Origin of the sequence: Shinella sp. G-2, assembly GCF_050172695.1 — a bacterium.
Taxonomy (GTDB): domain Bacteria; phylum Pseudomonadota; class Alphaproteobacteria; order Rhizobiales; family Rhizobiaceae; genus Shinella.
The window spans coordinates 34,469-51,998 of record NZ_JBBEYH010000009.1 but is presented as its reverse complement, the minus strand read 5'-3'; the positions used below and the strand labels follow the sequence as shown (position 1 = coordinate 51,998).

Below are 17,530 nucleotides of genomic sequence, written 5' to 3'. Positions count from 1 at the left end.
TACATGCCGTCAGGCGGTCAACATGATGGTTGTCCTCTACGTCGCGAAGAATGAGGCACCCATAGTGATCGTTGCGCTCGGGCTCAAAAATGCAGTGCCGTTCAACGATCTGTATCGCGAAGTAGAACCCGTCATCACTGACTTGAGTAATGTGGTCGCCGCAAGATGGAACTGTGCCCTCTACCGATTTGTAATCTATATCGGCAACGTTGAGATCACCGTTGTTGGTGTACCGTTCGACGTACCTCCCCACGGCGCGCTCCGAATCCGAGAGGCAACGTCACGCGACCGCGGGTTCCTTGAAACGATCGACAGGGCCCTGCTTGAATTCCGCTCCGGCGACTACATCCGCTTCTTCGATCGGCCTGCTTAAGTTTCCCGCAGCCGTTCCCGCTCTGTCGTTGCCCCGGCCTTTTATACCAAGGCTAGCGCGGCGCCACCCCCTACGAGATCGCGGCAATCACCGGCCACAGCTTTGGAAGCATCAATACAATTCTGAAGCACTACCTCGCCCTGCACCAGGAGATGGCCGACAACGGCATCGACAAGATGGTGGACTGGCTGCAGGCGCAGGAGGCCGCGTAGCGCGCGAAAACCGTCCGACATTCGTCCGACATTTCGCCATCGGACATGTCGGACGAATGTCGTAAAAAGGTCGGACGGTCGAATGGGATCGGCGGGAAAGCCTGAAAAACCAGCGGGATCGAGGGTTCGAGTGGTGAGCGCGCAGGGATTCGAACCCTGGACCTACTGATTAAAAGTCAGTTGCTCTACCGGCTGAGCTACGCGCTCCCAGGCGGGAAACCAAGCCCCGCGGAAGTGCGCGGAACATAGGCAGGAGGTTTGGTCCGGTCAACCCAGAAAATGCATGGAAAAACAGCTTTTGCAAAGGCCTTCTGCCGCCCCGCCTCGCCAAGGAAACAAGGCGGCCGTTTTGCTCAGTAGACCTGGTATTTCAACAGACCCAGCGACCAGTTCACGCTGCGGTTTTCGGTGTCGCGCGTCCAGGTCTGTTTCAGGGTGTCGGCGATCTCGGCGATGGTGGTGCGAGCGTCGAGTTCCTTGGTGAGGCCATAGTCGTTCGGGGCGACCTTGGTGAGGTCGACGTCGTCGGCGACGACGATGGCGACGAGGACGTTCTCGCTCGGGCCGTCGGCCTCGAAATCGAAGCCGTAGTAGTCGTCCGGGATGGTCAGCGGGGAATTCGCCGTCAGCGGCGTGATCTTCTTGGCGGCCTCGTTCGGGAAGATCTGCGTCGCCTTCCCGTCCTTGGCGACATCGTAGAGAATGAGGTGGCCGCTCGTCGTGCTCGTCACGGTGATGCGGAAGGAATCGCCGCTCTTCAGGTAGTCCGAGGAAAGCGCCACCTTGACGTCGCCGGTCTGCGGCTTGCCGAGAATATCGCCTACGGCGTCGACCGGATCGGCCGCGACATAGGCGGTCTGCGCGGTGTTTTCGACCTTCACCTCTTCGACCTTGCCGTAGCTCGCGCTCTGGGTCTGCTGCTGGCTGTAATCCGGCGTCTGCTGCTGGGTGTCGCCACCCGTCTGCGGCTGCTGGTACTGCTGCGTCTGCTGGCCCGTGCCGGCGTCGGCGGGCGTGACGGCGCTGGCGCCGAGTAGCGCGTAGTTGACCTCGAGCTGCGGGTCGAGGCCCTGGCAGGCGCTCTGCGCCGCGCAATAGGTCTGCGACTGCTTCTTCACGAACTCCAGCAGCTCCGCATTGGAGACGATGCCGTTGCCGTTGCTGTCGGCGGCGGAAATCTCGTGGCCGTTGACATAGGAGAGTGTGAAGACGCCGTGGCGCTCTTCCGGCGGCAGGCGGGTATCGTCCCAGGCGACCTGGTAGGACGAGGCGGCGCTCCAGGCTTCGACGCCGTTCTGCTTCGCGATTTCCGGCTTGTCGACCACGGCGACGTCGACGCGCAGGCCGCGCGTCTTCACCTGCTCCACGGGTTTCGCATGGGGACGCGGCAGGAAGCGCGCGCTTTCCATCGCCTCGCCCACCTGCGTGGAAAGCGAACGCGAGATCGTGCCGGAATGGCAGGCGTCGATGACGATGGAGACGGCACGGTCTTTCAGCTTGGCCAGCATCGCGTCGATATCGTCGTCGAGAATGACATTCGTCCAGTCGCCGTCGCCGGCGGCGATGTCATAGGTCGAGAGCGCCTCGTCGAGACCGTCCTCCTCGTCGCCGCTCACATCCTTCACCTGAAGGCCGTGGCCAGAGAAATAGATATAGACGCGGTCGCCGGGCTGCGTGCCGTTGATCAGCCATTCATCGATGCTGGCGAGAATGCCGGCACGGGTGGCTTCCTTGTCGCGCAGCACGCGGATCGAATCGGCGGGGTAACCGAGCTTTTCCTTGAGGAACTTCTCGATCAGCGGCGCATCGTTCTTCGGCCCTTCGAGGAACATCTTCTCCGGCAGCGAGGCATAGGTGCCGATGCCGATGACTAGGGCACGGTCGGCGGCCTTCGCGCCCGAGAGGGCCGAAAGCGACAGCAGGAGGGCGGCGGCGTAACGGATCATCAGAGCGTTTCCCGCGTGTAGAGAGGTTGAATGGCGACGCTCGCCTCCTTGCCGTCGAGGCGCGTCTTCAGCGCATCGAGCAGCGTCGCGGCGTTGACGTTGCGGTCGGAGAGCACCGCGCCGATGGCGTCGACCGGTTCGGTGGTCCAGATGGTGATCAGATGGTCGGCGCCGTAGGGCTTGACCACCTCGACATCGGTCAGCTTGAACTGCGAGCTGTTGGTGCCCGCCGCCTGCATGTCGAGAAACTGTACTTCGCCCGTATTGGCGAGGTTGAAGACGAGCATGTTCGGATAGCGGCCGGGCGGTGCGTCGAAGCGCAGCCGGGTGCCGGCGGCGTAGATGTCCTTTGCCGGCGTCAGCGAGACGGAGCCGGGATTCTGGCTTGCCATGGCCTTCAGGAAATCGAGCAGGACGAATTTGTCCACCACGGCCTGAATGCGGTCCTGACCGACATTTTCGGCGGCGACGTCGCCGTTCGGCGTGTAGAACACGCCGCTCGCCACGTCCCAGCGGAAGGGCGTGCCGGTGCCGTCGGCCCTGGCCGGCCGCTTGGCCTCGCCGTCGATCTGCAACGCGATCTTGCCGGTCCAGCCGAGATCGCTCGCCGGCTTGATCGCCTTGTCGGTTGCCGTGGTGCTGGCGGTATCGTTCGTCGTCGCGGTGCCGGCCGCCGTTCCGGTGTCGGCCGTCGCGGTCTCGACCGGAATGCCGCGCGTCAGCCGCACGACCACTTCGCTCTCAGAGCGGGCGACCTGCGGCATGAAGTTCGGCACCTGCAGCGCCTCGGACCGGTTCTTCACGTTGGAGAAGATGTAGTCCTCCAGCTCGATGCGCGTGATGATGCCGTCGCCGTCGCGGTCGGCGCTGCCCTCTACAGCCCGGGCGAAGCTCCAGCTCAGCGCGCCGCGCGGCTCGCCGTCGATGATGACCTCCGGCGTCGGCTGGCTTTCCAGCGAGGCGGCGAGCACCGTGACCTGCTTGAAGGCATTGTCCTTGAGGTTCGCGCCGTCGATCGCCTCCTGGGAGGGCGGCGCGAGCTTGACCTTGACGGCCGGCGCCAGCCGGCTCTTGCCCTTGATCGACCGGCTCATGCCGCCGGAAAAGCAGCTGTCGGACACGAAGAGCACATGCACGCCCTTGCCTTCGGCCTCGGCGAACCAGGCGTTCATCTCGTTGTCGACGATGATCTCGTTCGAGGTTTCCTGATAGCGGTTGCGGTCGAAGCCCGGCAGTTGCAGGAACTCGTCGAGCCCGTCCGCCTCGTCGCCGGCGATGAGTTCCGGCATCTGCGCGCCGTGGCCGGCATAGGTGAAGATGATCGTGTCGCCGGAGGCGGCTTCCGCCACCATGTCCGTCCAGGCCTTGCGGATATCGTCCTTGCGCGCCTGATCATTGGTGAACTTGACGACCTTGAAGCCGGCCGCGCTCATGGAGCGGTAGACGTCCTCCGCATCCCGCACCGCGCCGTCGAGGCTGACATCGTTCGGATACTGGTCGACGCCGACGACGAGCGCATAGGTCTGCGCCGCGAAGGCGGGAACGGGCAGCGCCACGGCGAGGGAAAGCGCGAGAAGCCGGGGAATTGCCTTCATCAGTCGACGTCCACTTCCACCCGGCGGTTGAGCTGGTTCCGCGTCTCCGTGTCGTAGGCGCTGGCATCGTCCGGCTTGAAGGGCTCGTCCTCGCCCTTGCCGATCGTGGTGATCGAGCCGGCATAGCCGGCATTGGCGAGATAGACCTTCAGCGTTTCGGCGCGGGCCAGCGAAAGCTTGTAGTTGGCGTCCGCCGAACCGACCGGGTCGGTGTGGCCGATGAGCTTGATCGAGGCCGGCTTGACCGACTTCAGGCATTCCCAGACGTCCTTTGCCGCCTCCATGCCCTCGGGCGTGAAATCAGCCGTGCCGAAGACATAGCGCACCGGCGTCGATTTCTTCTTGATCGACACGCCGCGGAAGGAGACCTTGCAGGGCCCGCGCAGGGCGAGCTTGACCGGGCGCGGCGCTGCAAGGCGCATTTCGCCGGCCAGCTTGTCGAGACGCAGGATGTACTGTTCGTCCGGCGCCATCCAGTCCGGCGTCATCGTCTTGTTCGAGCCGTCTTCCAGCGCGATCTGGTAGAATTTCGCGGCGGCCTCGTACTCCTTGCGCTCGCGGGCGAGATCGCCCAGCGCGTCGAAGACCTGCCAGGGGCCACCGTAATTGTCGCTGAGCGCTTCCAGCGCCTGCCGGTGGCTGGAGAGCTGGCCGCCATTGCCGACATCGGCCGCGATGTTGTTGAAGGCCGTGAGCGAGGCGATGCGACCGACGAGCGCGCGCTCGTCCGCCGTGCAATTCGCAGTCCCTGCCGTCGCGGCGAAGGACTTCGCCTGCTGTTCGTCGCCTGCGTTGAACGCCTCGGTGACGCCGGTCATGGCGTCGCAGGCCGCGGCGGCCGGTGCGGCGCCGGCCAGGACGAAGAGTGTCGCCGCTAAGGATCGCATCAACATTGTCGGTTCAGCCCCCATAGTCCCAAAAGAACGGCAGGGGCCCGAGAGCCCCTGCCCTGTTCGTCACTTGATCTCGAACGTCACCATCTGGATGCCGCTCGCGCCGTTGCTCTGCTCGGCCTGCTTGGCGAGGTTGACGCTGAGGCCACGGGTCGCCGGCTGCTTCGAGCTTGCCACCAGTTCCTTGGCCTTTTCCGCCGTCAGCTTCTGGTCGCCGAGGCCGCCGATCTTGCACACGGCGATCATCGTTTCGCCGGCAGACGGCGAATCGAAGGTCAGGTTGCCGGTGCCCGGCTGCGGAATGAGGCGGCGCTCACCCGGGTTCAGCGTCGTGTTGCCGACCATCACGTCCGGGATGATCTCGACATTGCCGGTATCCTCGACATAGACCACCTGCAGTTCGCAGGCATGGTTGGTGCTCAGCTCGAAGCTGAGATAGTCACCCACCTTGGCCGTGGTCGAAGGCACATGCAAGGCGAGTTTCACCTTGTCGGCCTGGGCCTTATCGTCCTGCTTGTAGGCGGGAACGACATAGGCCGTGTTGGTCTGCGTCGCATACTGGTCCGTGCCGGAGGCCTGCCCCTGCGTCTGGCCCTGCTGCGTCTGGTCCGGCTGCTGGTAGGCCTGCTGGTCCTGCTTCTGCTCCGGCTGCTGGTATGCGGTGTTGTCGACCTTCGGCAGGACATAGCCATTGTTCGTGGCCGCCACCTCGGTGTTGACGCCGCGCTTCAGCGGACGCAGCTGCAGCAGCGGTTCCAGCATGAAGGCATACTGTTCTTCCACCTCGACACGCGGAACCGTGGCGCCCGATTCGAGCGTCGCGACCCAGTCGATGCCGATGCGCAGGGCGTCGACGTCGGTCAGGCGGCGAATGTCGGAGGCGAACTCTTCCGGCGTCATGTCGAACTCGGAAGCCAGCTGCTCGAAGTTCAGCTCATCCTCGTACTTGTCGGCGAAGTAGGTGAAGATCTCCGCGCCGCCGGGTGCCTTGAGGCCCGTCTTGCCACCACCGGAGGTCGGTTCGGTGATGCCGAGGCGGTCGAGCGCGGCGACGAAGCGGTCCGTGTCGCGCTTGTAGACCTCGTTCAGTTCTTCCTGCGGCACGTAGACCGCGAGCAACTCGTCCTGCTGGTCCTTGGAGAACAGCGTGGAGGTTTCGATATGCTCGCGCAGCTGGTCGCGCTTGGACAGGATGCCGTCGAAGTGGCAGTCGAAGCACGAACGGGCATTGACGATCTCGACACCCTTGCCGATCGGCCGCTTGCGGAAGGAGACGATCGTCGTCGGACCGACGTCGAGCTGGTCGCCCTTGTTGGTCGAGAGATAGTAGCCCTGCATGCCGTTCGGGAGCGAGAAGATCATTTCGCCGCCGTCATGCTCGAAGGGGAGCAGGCCGGCCTTGAGACGAACGCCGTCGGGACCTGCCGGGAAGCGCTTGAGCACCTGGCGGCCGACATCGCCCGCAAAGTCGTAGGACTTCCAGTAGTAGCCACCGAAGGGCATGTCGTGACGTTCGAGCATGCGGTTATGGTCGGAAACGCCCGAGGAGCCATCGGCAAAACCGGCGCGAACGATGCGGCGGCGTTCGATGTTCTGGTTGACGTTGACGCCGAAGCGGGTTTCCAGCTCGATGATGTTGGTCGGCAACTTCATGAGGCGGTTGTAGACCTTCGGCCGGGCACCGTTGCTCATGAACCAGTCGACGCGCATGATCGGAAGCTGGGTCTGGGTCGCCTTGGCGAGCGAATGCAGCTGCGCATCGCTTTGCGGATCGACACCATAGAAGTACTCGTTGATCAGGAAGTCGTAGTCTTCCTGGCTCCATTCGAGATCGCGCAGGTCGACGCGAACGAGCAGGCCGTCCGAGCCTTCCACTTCCTCGGGCAGGACGAGTTCCGGACCGTAGGACAGCGAGTTCAGGAGCTTCTTGAAGCCACCGGCGAGAACCTTCATGCGCTTGAGGAAGGTTTCGTGCGTCTCGCAGCTCATCATGCCGTTATACTGGTCGCGATAGCTGAAGTAGCGCATAAACGGCTGGTCGTGCTCGTCGACCTTGGAAATATCGCGTAGCGCAAGTTCCACGAAGTCGAGATATTTCAACATCGGACGGGCGCGCTCGGTCTTCGTCGCGGAGACCGCGGTCGGAATGGCCGACTGGCTCAGCGAGTTGATCCAGTCGGCAAGGCCCTGCACTTCGGCATCGGCGGGACGCTTGCCGAGCGGCATGCGACCACTGGTGACGGAGGTGTAGAGCAGCGACTTGGAGGCATCGCCCGGCGTCACGAAGGCAGCGTTGGCCGCGATCGAGGCAAGGTCGCCCGAGGGGAAGGAGCCCTGCGAGCTTTCGCCCGGGCCATGGCAGTTGCGGCAATATTTGCCGATGAAGGCATCCGCGGCCGAGGCGAGCTCGGCATTGCCGCCGCCCGCGCCGAGCGCGGTTTCGGCCGTCGCCTCGCTGCAAACCGGCGTGGGGCTGGTCTCGACCGGCGTCACCTTGACTTCACGATCCGAAAGGAAGGCGTACATCGCCTGCTTGTCCTCGTCGGAGAGCGCCGAAAGGCCGTGGGCGATGCGGCGCATGACCGGATCGGAGAGCGGCGAACCGGAAAGCTTCTTGCCGTCCTCGATCAGGCCCTTGGTGAAGACCTCGTGCGAGGCAAGGCCGCCCATGCGGGCCTTGGTGATATCGGGCGCGACGGCGCCGGTCAGGCCCTTCTCGCCCTCATAGGCGCGCGCGAGATCCAGACCGTAGGTCGTGGTGCGCGGGGTGTGGCAATCGCCGCAGCCGCCGACATTTTCGACGAGGTAGCGGCCGCGCTCCATCTGCGTTTCCTCGCGCGGCTGGAAGGCCGGCACGGTGAAGTGGCTGCGCTTCCAGAGCGTGATCGTCGTCTGGCGGCTGAAGGGGAAGGCGATCTCGTGTTCCTTCGAGGCGGCGTCCGACTGCGGCAGCGTCTCGATATAGGCTTTGATATCCAGTACGTCCTCCGGCTTCATGCCGCCATAGGAGGTGTAGGGCATGACCGGATAGAGGTTGTCGCCGTCCTTCTTGAGGCCGACCATCACGGCGTTCAGGAAGTCCGCATTGGACCAGCCGCCGATGCCGTTCGGATGGGCGGAAATGTTCGGCGCGAAGAACTTGCCGATCGCGGTCTGCATTTCCATGCCGCCGGACAGCAGTTCGATATTGTCGCCGGAGCCATGGCAGGCGCCGCAGCCGGCGGCGCCGAACAGGACCTTGCCGTTTTCCGGGTCGCCCTTGTAGGTGCCATAGGCATCCGAAGCGAACTGGTCGATGGCGAACGCCCCGGCAGGACAGAAGACCGCCATGGCAAGGCCGAGCACGGCGGCAAAGCGCGTGCCCGGTCGGATGAATGATGTGCTGAACACGCGCATGGCTTGTTCCCTTCGCTCCAAGAGGCCGGCGCACCGGCTGGATAGTCGACTTTCACACAATTCCGGATGAAGAACCGTTTTGCAGTTTCTTCGGGAACTGCCTTTACCGGAACTCGAAACGCTCGAACTCGACTCGCCGCGGGGCCTTGCCGAGTTCCTTCAATCCCTTTTCGATGGCCATCCGCAACGGCGGCGGGCCGCAGAACCACAGGTCGGCTTCCGCCGGATTCATGCTGGTGCCGGAGACGAGCTTCGAGGCGTCGAAGCGGCCGTCGGTTGCCGAGTTGTGCAGCACGAAGCTGAAGTTCTCGAGCTTTTCGGCCTGCGCGCGGAAGGTATCGAGGCCGATCGCCTCGGCGCCGTCGCGCACGCAGTAGACCATGTGGATATCCTGCCCCTCGTCGCCTTTCAGCCGGCTCGCCATGGCGAGGAACGGCGTGACGCCGATGCCGCCGGCAAGCCAGATCTGTTTCTTGCCGCCGCGCTTGTGATTGAAATGGCCGTAGCCGCCTTCCAGCGTCAGCTCGTCGCCGACCGCCACGCCCTCGCGCAGCGCCTTGGTATAGTCGCCGAGCGGCTTGATGGCGAAGCGCACGGTGCCGTCGTCATCGATGCCCGCGATGGTGAAGGGATGCGGCTCGCGCAGGCCCGACTTGTCGACGCGGAAGAAGCCGAACTGGCCGGGCATCGCGTTGAGCTTGCGCCCCTTCGGCTTGCCCGTGATGATCGTCGCCCCGTCGTGGCGCACCACGTCGGCGACCTCGTATTTGCGCGTGCGCAGCCAGGGCAGAAGCTGGGTATAGGCGTAGCTGGCGATGCCGATCAGCGCGAAGAGGTTGAGATAGGTTGCCAGCAGCGCGGTGCCCTCGTAGGGCCGCTTGATGAACATCTGGTGGAAGGCGACCAGCACGAAGAGCAGGCCGATGAAACGGTGCGTGATGCGCCAGTACTGGTAGGGAATCTGGAAGCGCGTCTTGGGGATCACCTTCACCAGGCTGAAGATGAGCAGGAAGACGAAGCCGTAGAAGGCCCATTCGCCCGCGGTCTTGGCGAGCACGTTGAGGCCGCTCGTCAGGGAAAGCCCCTGGAAGTCCGGCGCCACGAAATAGTGCACCAGGATAAGACAGAGCACCGCGATGCCGATCTTCCGGTGGAACTGGTAGATACGGTCGAGGCCGCCAAAGAGCTTCTCGATGAACGGCGGGCGCGTCGCCATGAACTGCGCGATGCCCATGGCGACAAAGGCCATGGACGACGCCATCAGCGATAGCGTGGTGCCGAGATTGGTATGGCTGACGGCCGGTACGGCCAGCAGACCGGCGAAAACGATCAAAAGTGTCGCGACGATTGAACCCGCAGTCAACGTATGCCCCCACAAATGCAACTGGACGGTCCGAGCGTGGGCATGCTGGCAAGGCCCATGGCATTCGTCAACCGCAATCCTCCTATCGACGGACGGCCCCACGGCTTTATTCGGGTGCATTTTCCGAAGGCAGAAAAAACTGCGGCAAAAGCCTAATATGGCAATGGAACGAGACACATAGAAATAGACGCGAAACGGCACAGATCCCTTATCGCAGGTTGTCTTCCGCCGCCCGTTTCTTCACGCTATGCGACGGCCGACGCGCCGGCGCTCCTCCGCAAGCCATCCACCAGGACAACCGGCCAAGGCCTTCAAAAGCAGGCAAATGGCCCTCCCGTCCGCCGCGCCGCCGTCTCTGATATATCAGTCGGCTTGCCATCCGTTTTGCGACATGGCAGCATGTGATATATCAATTGGACTTCTGGAATGACGGAAACCGCGGCTTCGCAGGCCCACCTCGCCTATCTCACCCTCGAAGGGCTCATCGTCACGCTCAAGCTGAAACCCGGCTCGATGGTGACGGAACGCCAGCTGATCGACCTTGCGGGCCTTGGCCGCACGCCGGTGCGCGAGGCGATCCAGAAGCTCGAATGGCAGGGCCTGATTGCCGTGCGCCCGCGCGCCGGCCTGCAGATCGCGGCGATTCGGCCGGAAGACCACGCCGAGGTAATGACGACGCGCCGGCAACTGGAGCCGCTGGCCGCCAGCCTCGTCGCCGATCACGCGGACGAGCGGCATCGCGAACAGCTCGTCGCCTGCGCTCAGACGATGACCGCCTGCTCCATCCGCTCCGACATGGAAGGGTTCCTCGCCGCCGACAAGGCGTTCGACGAGATTCTCGAAGAGGCCTGCCCGAACCGATTCCTGACCGCCGCCCTCGCCCCCTTGCAGACCCATGCCCGCCGCCTGTGGTTCGCGCGCGCCGACAACCGGCACATGGACCGCTCGGTGGACCTGCATGTGAAGGTCATCCGCGCCATCCGCAACGGCGACGGCGCCGCCGCCGCGGGCGCGATGACGGATCTTCTCGACTATCTCTCGGGCTGAAAACGAAAAGGGCGGCCCGAAGACCGCCCTTTTCTGATGAGAATGCCCGTTCGCTCAGTCGACGAAGGCGCGCTCGATGACGAATTCGCCCGGCTTGTTATTGGCGCCTTCCGTCAGGCCGGCCTGCTCCAGCAACACCTTGGTTTCCTTCAGCATGGCCGAGGAGCCGCAGATCATGCCGCGGTCGACCGCCGGGTCGAAATGCGGCACGCCGAGATCCGCGAACATCTTGCCGTTGCGAATGAGGTCGGTGATGCGGCCCTGGAACGGATAGTCCTCGCGGGTGACCGTCGCATAGTGGCGCAGCTTGTTGCCGACGACTTCCGACAGGAATTCGTGGTTGCGAATCTCCTCGACGAGATCGAAGCCATATTGCAGTTCGGAAACCTCGCGGCAGGTGTGCGTGAGGATGACCTCGTCATACTTCTCGTAGGTCTCCGGGTCGCGGATGAGGCTCGCGAAGGGCGCGATGCCCGTGCCGGTGGAGAACATGTAAAGCCGCTTGCCGGGCGTCAGCGCGTCGAGCACCAGCGTGCCGGTCGGCTTCTTGCGCATCAGCACGGTGTCGCCCGCCTTGATCTGCTGGAGATGCGAGGTCAGCGGACCGTCCGGCACCTTGATCGAGAAGAATTCCAGTTCCTCGTCCCAGGCCGGGCTTGCGATCGAATAGGCGCGGTAGACCGGCTTCTCGCCGACCATCAGGCCGATCATCGCGAACTCGCCGGACCGGAAGCGGAAGCTTTCCGGGCGCGTCATGCGGAAGCGGAACAGGCGATCCGTATAGTGCTGTACGCTCGTCACCGTCTCGGCGAACACGCCGGCGGGTACGGATGCCACAAAGTCTTCGGTCTTGGCAGGTGCGTTCATTTCGGGATCGATCCTGGCTGCGTCGGAAAATCTTGACGATAGGCAGATATTACATGTTGAGAGGCAAAGGAAGGTATTCCGTTCCAATGCGCCAATTGGCCGCGCAATAGTTTGCCGCGCGTCTCTTTTCCCGCAAGCCGCAATGCGTGTCCTTGATCTGCCTCAAGACTGTCACGCAATTGCGGCCTTTCGCCGGTCGGGCCCCGAAATCAGGCCCGGCGGCGCCAGCTATAGGAACCCACATCCGTGGAGGCGCGGGCAGCCGGCTGGTAATGGTTGTCGATGCCCGGCAGGCGGTTTTCCGCCAGTCGCTTCAGCGCCGTCGCATTGGTGACGGCGAAGCTGTCGATGCCACAGCGCAGCATTAGCGGGATCTGGTCGATCAGGACGTCACCCACCGCCCTCACCTCGCCCGTGAAATTGAGGCGCGAGCGCAGCAGCGAGGCATGGCTGAAGGCGCGGCCGTCGTTGAAGGCCGGGAAAGCGACGGCGACCAGCGCGATGCGATCGAGATGGCCTTCCAGCCGGCGCACGTCGTCCGCCGGGTTGATCAGCACGCCGAGGCCGCTTTCGTCCGTCGCGGAAACGCGGGCAAGGAAATCCTCGAGGCCGAGGATAGCCTTCTCGTTCGAGCCCGCCTTGGTTTCTTCCGTTTCGAGGATCCACGGATCGTCCGAGACAAAACCGGCTTCGTTCCAGATTTTCGTCATCATCGTTCTCCTCAGGCCGCCGCTGCCGACTTGTCGCCGTAGAGCGCATCCTTGAAGGGCTGCGGCCCGACGCGGCGATAGGCGTCCAGGAAGATTTCCGAGGGATCGAGGCGAAGGCCGAGATAGGTGTCGACGATGACCTCGATGGCGTCCGTCACCTTTTCCGGTTCGAAGCCGCGGCCGATGATCTCGCCGATCGACGTGTTCTCGTCTCCCGAACCGCCGAGCGTGATCTGGTAGAGTTCCTCACCCTTCTTCTCGACGCCGAGCAGGCCGATATGGCCGACATGGTGGTGGCCGCAGGCATTGATGCAGCCGGAAATCTTGATCTTCAGTTCGCCGATCTCGGCCTGGCGCTCGGGCGCGCCGAAACGAGTGGAGATCTCCTGCGCGACCGGGATCGAGCGGGCGTTGGCCAGGGCGCAGTAGTCCAGCCCGGGACAGGCGATGATATCGGTAATGAGGCCGGCATTGGCCGTCGCAAGGCCCGCCGCGACGAGGCCGCGATAGACCGGCTCCAGATCGGCGAGCGCGACATGCGGCAGGATCAGGTTCTGCTCGTGGCTGACGCGGATCTCGTCGAAGGCGTATTCTGCCGCGATATCGGCGACGGCTTCCATCTGCGTGTCGGTGGCGTCGCCCGGGATGCCGCCGATCGGCTTCAGCGAAATCGTCACCATGCCGTAGTCGGGATGCTTGTGCGGCTGCACGTTCTGCTGCACCCAGCGGGCGAAGTCCGCATCGGCCTTCTTCCACTGCGCAAGGCTCGTCCAGCCCTCGGCGCGGGGCGCCAGCTCCGGCGGCGCGAAGTAGGCCGTGATGGCGGCGATGTCCTGCTCGGGCAGTTTCAGCTCGCCGTTCTTCAGGTCCGCGAACTCGACCTCCACCTGCCGCGCCAGTTCTTCCGCGCCGGTCTCGTGCACGAGGATCTTGATGCGCGCCTTGTACTTGTTGTCGCGGCGGCCGTGCAGATTGTACACGCGCATGATCGCCGTCGTGTAGGACAGGAGGTCCTCTTCCGGCAGGAAGTCGCGGATCTTCTTGGCGACCATGGGCGTGCGCCCCTGCCCGCCGCCGACATAGACGGCAAAGCCGATCTCGCCCTTCTCGTTCTTCTTCAGGTGCAGGCCGATGTCGTGCACCTGGATCGCCGCGCGGTCGCGCTCGGCGCCGGTGACGGCGATCTTGAACTTGCGCGGCAGGAAGGAGAATTCCGGATGGACGGACGACCACTGGCGCAGGATTTCCGCATAGGGACGCGGATCGGCGACCTCGTCGGCCGCAGCGCCGGCGAAGTGATCGGCCGTCACGTTGCGAATGCAGTTGCCGGAGGTCTGCAGCGCGTGCATCTCGACGGTGGAAAGGTCAGCCAGCGCATCCGGCAGTTCGGACAGTTTCGGCCAGTTGTACTGGATGTTCTGGCGCGTGGTGAAGTGACCGTAGCCGCGGTCGTACTTGCGGGCGATATAGGCCAGCATGCGCATCTGGCGCGAATTCAGCGTGCCGTAGGGAATGGCGACGCGCAGCATATAGGCGTGAAGCTGCAGGTAGACACCGTTCATCAGGCGCAGCGGCTTGAACGCATCCTCGGCCAGTTCACCCGAGAGGCGGCGGCTGACCTGATCGCGGAACTGCTCCACGCGGTCGGAGACAAAGGCGTGATCGAATTCGTCGTAACGGTACATGCAAGATCCTCAGGCGGCCGTGGCGGCAAGGCCAGCATAGCCGGCGGCATAGGCAATGGAAGGGCCTTCGGCGCGGATGCGCTCGCGCATGCGCAGCGGCCGCAGCACGCCGTCGATCTCCTCCACCTCGACGACGTTGACGTCCACCACCTTGTTATCGGCGAAGGCCTGCTTGCCGGTGGCTTCCAGCGCCTCGACGGCTTCCTTGTGGCGGGCGACGAAGGCGGCCTGGAGCCGTTCGTTCCAGTTGCCGGCGGCGTCCAGCCAGACGGAAATGCCGTCGGAAAGGCGGTTGGCTGTCAGAACCTTGTCGGCCATCTCATGCTCCCAATGCTGCGGTGGCGCGAGCCGGCGCACGGGCGGCGAGCGGCTCGGAATGTTCAAAATTGGCGCCGGCGACGGCATCGCCGATGATCACCATGACGGGACCGTCCAGTTCGTCGCGGCTTTGAAGACCCGGCAGGTCCTTCAGCGTGCCGTGAAGCAGGCGCTTTTCGCGGCGGCTGGCACTTTCCACGACGGCGACGGTGGTTTCCGCCGGCAGGCCGGCTTCCATCAGCCGTGCGGCGACGGAGGCGGCGACCGTGCGGCCCATATAGACGGCGATGGTGGCGCCGGAAATGGCAAGCCGCGCCCAGTCGGGCAGCACCGAGCCCGTCAGGTCGTGACCGGTGGTGAAGACGAGCGAGGAGGCAACGCCGCGCAGCGTCAGCGGCAGTTCGAAATCGGCGGCGGCGGCGAAGGCGGAGGTGATGCCCGGCACGACCTCGTAGGTGACGCCCGCCTGGCGGAGCGCGGCCATTTCCTCGCCGGCGCGGCCATAGACGAGCGGATCGCCGGACTTCAGGCGCACGACGCGCTTTCCGGCCTTGCCGAGGTCCACCAGCAGGTCGTTGATCTCGTCCTGCGACTTGGAATGGCAGCCCTTGCGCTTGCCGACGGAAAGGCGCTCGGCATCGCGCCGGCCCATGTCGACGATGGCCTGCGGCACGAGCGCGTCGAAGACGATGACGTCGGCTTCCATCATGACGCGCTGGGCGCGCAGCGTCAGAAGGTCTTCCGCGCCGGGACCCGCGCCGACCAGCCAGACATGGCCGGCGGCCCGTCCTTGCGCGTTCAGCAGCGTGGTGGCGGCGCGGCGCGCCAGATCGATATCGCCGTTGTTGACGGCGTCGGCGACAGCGCCCTGGAAGAAGCGGCGCCAGAAGACGCGGCGCGTCACGCCGCGCGGCAGCACGCGGTCGACGGCCTCGCGGTAGCCGTTGGCAAGGCGCGCCAGCCGGCCGAGCGAGGGCGAAAGGATCTGGTCGACCTGCGCGCGGATCATCTGCGCCAGCACCGGCCCCGCGCCTTCCGTGCCGATGGCGACGGCGACCGGCGCGCGGTTGACGAGCGCCGGAGTGAAGAAGTCGCAATAGTCCGGCTGGTCGACGGCATTGACCGGGATGCGCAGGTCGCGCGCGGCCGTGGAAATGGCGCGGTCGGCGGCGGCATCGCCGGTGGCGGCGAAGACGAGGGTCGCGTCGGCAATGGCCTCCTTCGAGAAGGGGGCGCGCACGAGGACGAGGTCCTTTTCAGTGATGAAGCGGGCGAAATCGGCGTCCGGCGCCTCGGCCAGCACGACGATCCGGGCGTCCGTGTTGAACAGCAGCCGCGCCTTCGCGAAGGCCTCGTCGCCCTCGCCCACGACCACGACCGTCCTGCCGCTGACGCGGAAGAAGGCGGGGAACGTCGAAAGCTTGTGCTGGGCTGCGCTCATGATCGGGTCCGGTTGAAGTGTGCGCACTATCGCGAAAATCCGCCAGAAACAAAAGAAACAGAAATTCCATTGGCCTTGGAGGGGCGTATTGTTTTGCTCCGGCACCCGGCATTTTGAGCATAAGTCACCGGCCGCCCTTGCCTGCCCGCCACGGCGCCCGCTAAGGATTGCCGCACGACGCCGGATAAGGAATCCCGCCATGGATGAGGCCGCTCTCGCCAAACGTCTGCTCGACGTCATGGAATTCGACATCCTGCCGCTGACGCGCAAGGGCGTGGCTGATGGCAACAAGGTTTTCGGCGCGGCCATCCTCAACAAGGCCGACCTGTCGCTCGTGCTCGCCGAGACGAACAACGAGACGGAAAACCCGCTCTGGCATGGCGAGGTGCACACGCTGAAGCGCCTCTACGAGCGCGTGGAAAAGCCCAATACCAAAGACTACGTCTTCCTCTCGACGCACGAGCCCTGCTCGATGTGCCTTTCGGCCATCACCTGGGCCGGCTTCGACAATTTCTATTATTTCTTCAGCCATGAGGATTCGCGCGACAGCTTCGCCATTCCCCATGACCTGCGCATCCTGAAGGAAGTCTTCCGGCTCGATCCGGGCGGCTATGCCAGGACGAACGCCTTCTGGCGCTCCGCCGCCATCGCCGATCTCATCGCCACGGCCGACGATGCCGCCAAAGCGGGCCTCAAGAAACAGGACCGCGACATCCGCGCCGCCTATGACGCGCTGTCAGACGCCTACCAGTCCGGCAAGGCCGGCAATGCCATTCCATTGAATTGAGGACCGCATGGAGCCGAGCCGCGACATCGAACGCCTGATCGACATCATGGCGGCCCTGCGCCAGCCTGAAACCGGTTGCCCGTGGGACATCGTGCAGACCTTCGAGACGATCAAGCCCTATACGATCGAGGAAGCCTACGAGGTCGCCGACGCCATCGAGCGCAACGACATGGACGACCTCTGCGAGGAACTGGGCGATCTGCTCCTGCAGGTGGTGTTCCATGCCCGCATGGCGGAGGAACGGGGCGACTTCGATTTCGGCAGCGTCGTCGAGGCCGTGACGCGCAAGATGATCCGCCGCCATCCGCATGTCTTCGCAAGGTCCGATGCCGACACGCCCGCGGCGGTGAAGCTGCAATGGGACGAAATCAAGCAGGCGGAAAAGCGCGAGCGCGAGGAGCGCCGCGCCCGGCGCGGCCTGCCGGAGGATCCGCTGCGCGGCCATCTCGGTTCCGTGCAACGCTCCTTCCCGGCCCTCGTGGAGGCGCTGAAGCTGCAGGAGCGCGCGGCCAAGGTCGGTTTCGACTGGTCGGAGCCGGCGCCGATCCTCGACAAGATCGAGGAGGAGGTCGGCGAATTGCGGCAAGCCTTGCGCGATGGCGACCAGACGGCCGTCGCCGACGAACTCGGCGACCTGATCTTCGCGCTGGTCAATATCGGCCGCCATGTCGGCGCCGATCCGGAAATGGCGCTGCGCGGCACCAACACCAAGTTCCGCAACCGCTTCTCGCATATCGAGGAGAGCCTTGCGGCGAATGGCGAAAGCCTGGAGGCGGCGACGCTGGAGCGCATGGAAGCGCTCTGGCAGGCGGCCAAGCAGATCGAACGGCAGTTGAAATAGGGCACATTTCCCCGGATTTGCCGGAAAGACGAGCAGGACGAGGGGCGAACAAAACC

At 64.3% G+C, this 17,530-nt stretch carries 14 protein-coding genes and 1 tRNA gene; 4 read left to right on the top strand and 11 right to left on the bottom strand.

Going from position 1 to position 17,530, the window contains the following annotated elements:
* Positions 1 to 22 precede the first annotated feature (22 nt).
* Complete coding sequence (locus tag V8U06_RS15970; RefSeq protein ID WP_427141491.1) at positions 23 to 373, top strand: hypothetical protein; 351 nt, start codon at positions 23 to 25, stop codon at positions 371 to 373.
* Between the two features lie 343 nt (positions 374 to 716).
* On the opposite strand, the gene V8U06_RS15965 is transcribed toward V8U06_RS15970, so the two are convergent.
* The 6 genes from V8U06_RS15965 to V8U06_RS15940 form a co-directional block, all read right to left on the bottom strand.
* Positions 717 to 792 (bottom strand) — tRNA-Lys (locus V8U06_RS15965).
* A gap of 146 nt (positions 793 to 938) precedes the next feature.
* Positions 939 to 2,531, bottom strand: a complete 1,593-nt coding sequence (locus tag V8U06_RS15960; RefSeq protein WP_226919195.1) for a caspase family protein — start codon at positions 2,529 to 2,531, stop codon at positions 939 to 941.
* Positions 2,531 to 4,126 (bottom strand): caspase family protein, encoded by a 1,596-nt coding sequence (locus V8U06_RS15955; protein ID WP_427141490.1) that lies wholly within the window; start codon positions 4,124 to 4,126, stop codon positions 2,531 to 2,533. Before V8U06_RS15955 ends, V8U06_RS15960 begins: the two co-directional genes overlap by 1 nt.
* A complete protein-coding gene (locus V8U06_RS15950; RefSeq protein WP_427141489.1) occupies positions 4,126 to 5,013 on the bottom strand; it encodes an OmpA family protein in 888 nt (295 codons plus the stop codon). The genes V8U06_RS15955 and V8U06_RS15950 overlap by 1 nt, the downstream gene beginning before the upstream one ends.
* 69 nt (positions 5,014 to 5,082) lie before the next feature.
* Positions 5,083 to 8,415, bottom strand: a complete 3,333-nt coding sequence (locus V8U06_RS15945; RefSeq protein WP_427141488.1) for a c-type cytochrome — start codon at positions 8,413 to 8,415, stop codon at positions 5,083 to 5,085.
* Between the two features lie 103 nt (positions 8,416 to 8,518).
* Entirely contained in the window at positions 8,519 to 9,778 is a 1,260-nt protein-coding gene (locus V8U06_RS15940) for a ferredoxin reductase family protein (protein ID WP_226919199.1), read from the bottom strand.
* 426 nt (positions 9,779 to 10,204) lie between these two features.
* On the opposite strand from V8U06_RS15940, the gene V8U06_RS15935 reads away from it, so the two are divergent.
* A complete protein-coding gene (locus tag V8U06_RS15935) occupies positions 10,205 to 10,825 on the top strand; it encodes a GntR family transcriptional regulator (RefSeq protein ID WP_226919200.1) in 621 nt (206 codons plus the stop codon).
* 54 nt (positions 10,826 to 10,879) lie between these two features.
* On the opposite strand, the gene V8U06_RS15930 is transcribed toward V8U06_RS15935, so the two are convergent.
* From V8U06_RS15930 to cysG, 5 genes are all read right to left on the bottom strand, one after another.
* Positions 10,880 to 11,692 carry a ferredoxin--NADP reductase gene (locus V8U06_RS15930; RefSeq protein WP_427141487.1) on the bottom strand — a complete coding sequence of 271 codons (813 nt, stop codon included), beginning with the start codon at positions 11,690 to 11,692 and terminating at the stop codon, positions 10,880 to 10,882.
* A 209-nt stretch (positions 11,693 to 11,901) separates the two neighbouring features.
* A complete protein-coding gene (locus V8U06_RS15925) occupies positions 11,902 to 12,402 on the bottom strand; it encodes a DUF934 domain-containing protein (RefSeq protein WP_427141486.1) in 501 nt (166 codons plus the stop codon).
* Positions 12,403 to 12,413: 11 nt separating this feature from the next.
* On the bottom strand, positions 12,414 to 14,087 hold the full coding sequence (locus V8U06_RS15920; protein WP_427141485.1) for a nitrite/sulfite reductase: 1,674 nt from the start codon (positions 14,085 to 14,087) through the stop codon (positions 12,414 to 12,416).
* Between the two features lie 9 nt (positions 14,088 to 14,096).
* The gene (locus V8U06_RS15915) at positions 14,097 to 14,405 is read right to left on the bottom strand and encodes a DUF2849 domain-containing protein (RefSeq protein ID WP_226919204.1); all 309 of its coding nucleotides are present in this window, start codon (positions 14,403 to 14,405) and stop codon (positions 14,097 to 14,099) included.
* A gap of 1 nt (position 14,406) precedes the next feature.
* Positions 14,407 to 15,846, bottom strand: coding sequence for a siroheme synthase CysG (gene cysG, locus V8U06_RS15910; protein WP_427141484.1), 1,440 nt, complete (start codon positions 15,844 to 15,846; stop codon positions 14,407 to 14,409).
* A 199-nt stretch (positions 15,847 to 16,045) separates the two neighbouring features.
* Here cysG and V8U06_RS15905 point away from each other — a divergent pair, with 199 nt between their 5' ends.
* The gene (locus tag V8U06_RS15905; protein ID WP_427141483.1) at positions 16,046 to 16,633 is read left to right on the top strand and encodes a nucleoside deaminase; all 588 of its coding nucleotides are present in this window, start codon (positions 16,046 to 16,048) and stop codon (positions 16,631 to 16,633) included.
* Between the two features lie 7 nt (positions 16,634 to 16,640).
* A complete protein-coding gene (mazG, locus tag V8U06_RS15900; RefSeq protein WP_427141482.1) occupies positions 16,641 to 17,474 on the top strand; it encodes a nucleoside triphosphate pyrophosphohydrolase in 834 nt (277 codons plus the stop codon).
* Positions 17,475 to 17,530 lie beyond the last annotated feature (56 nt).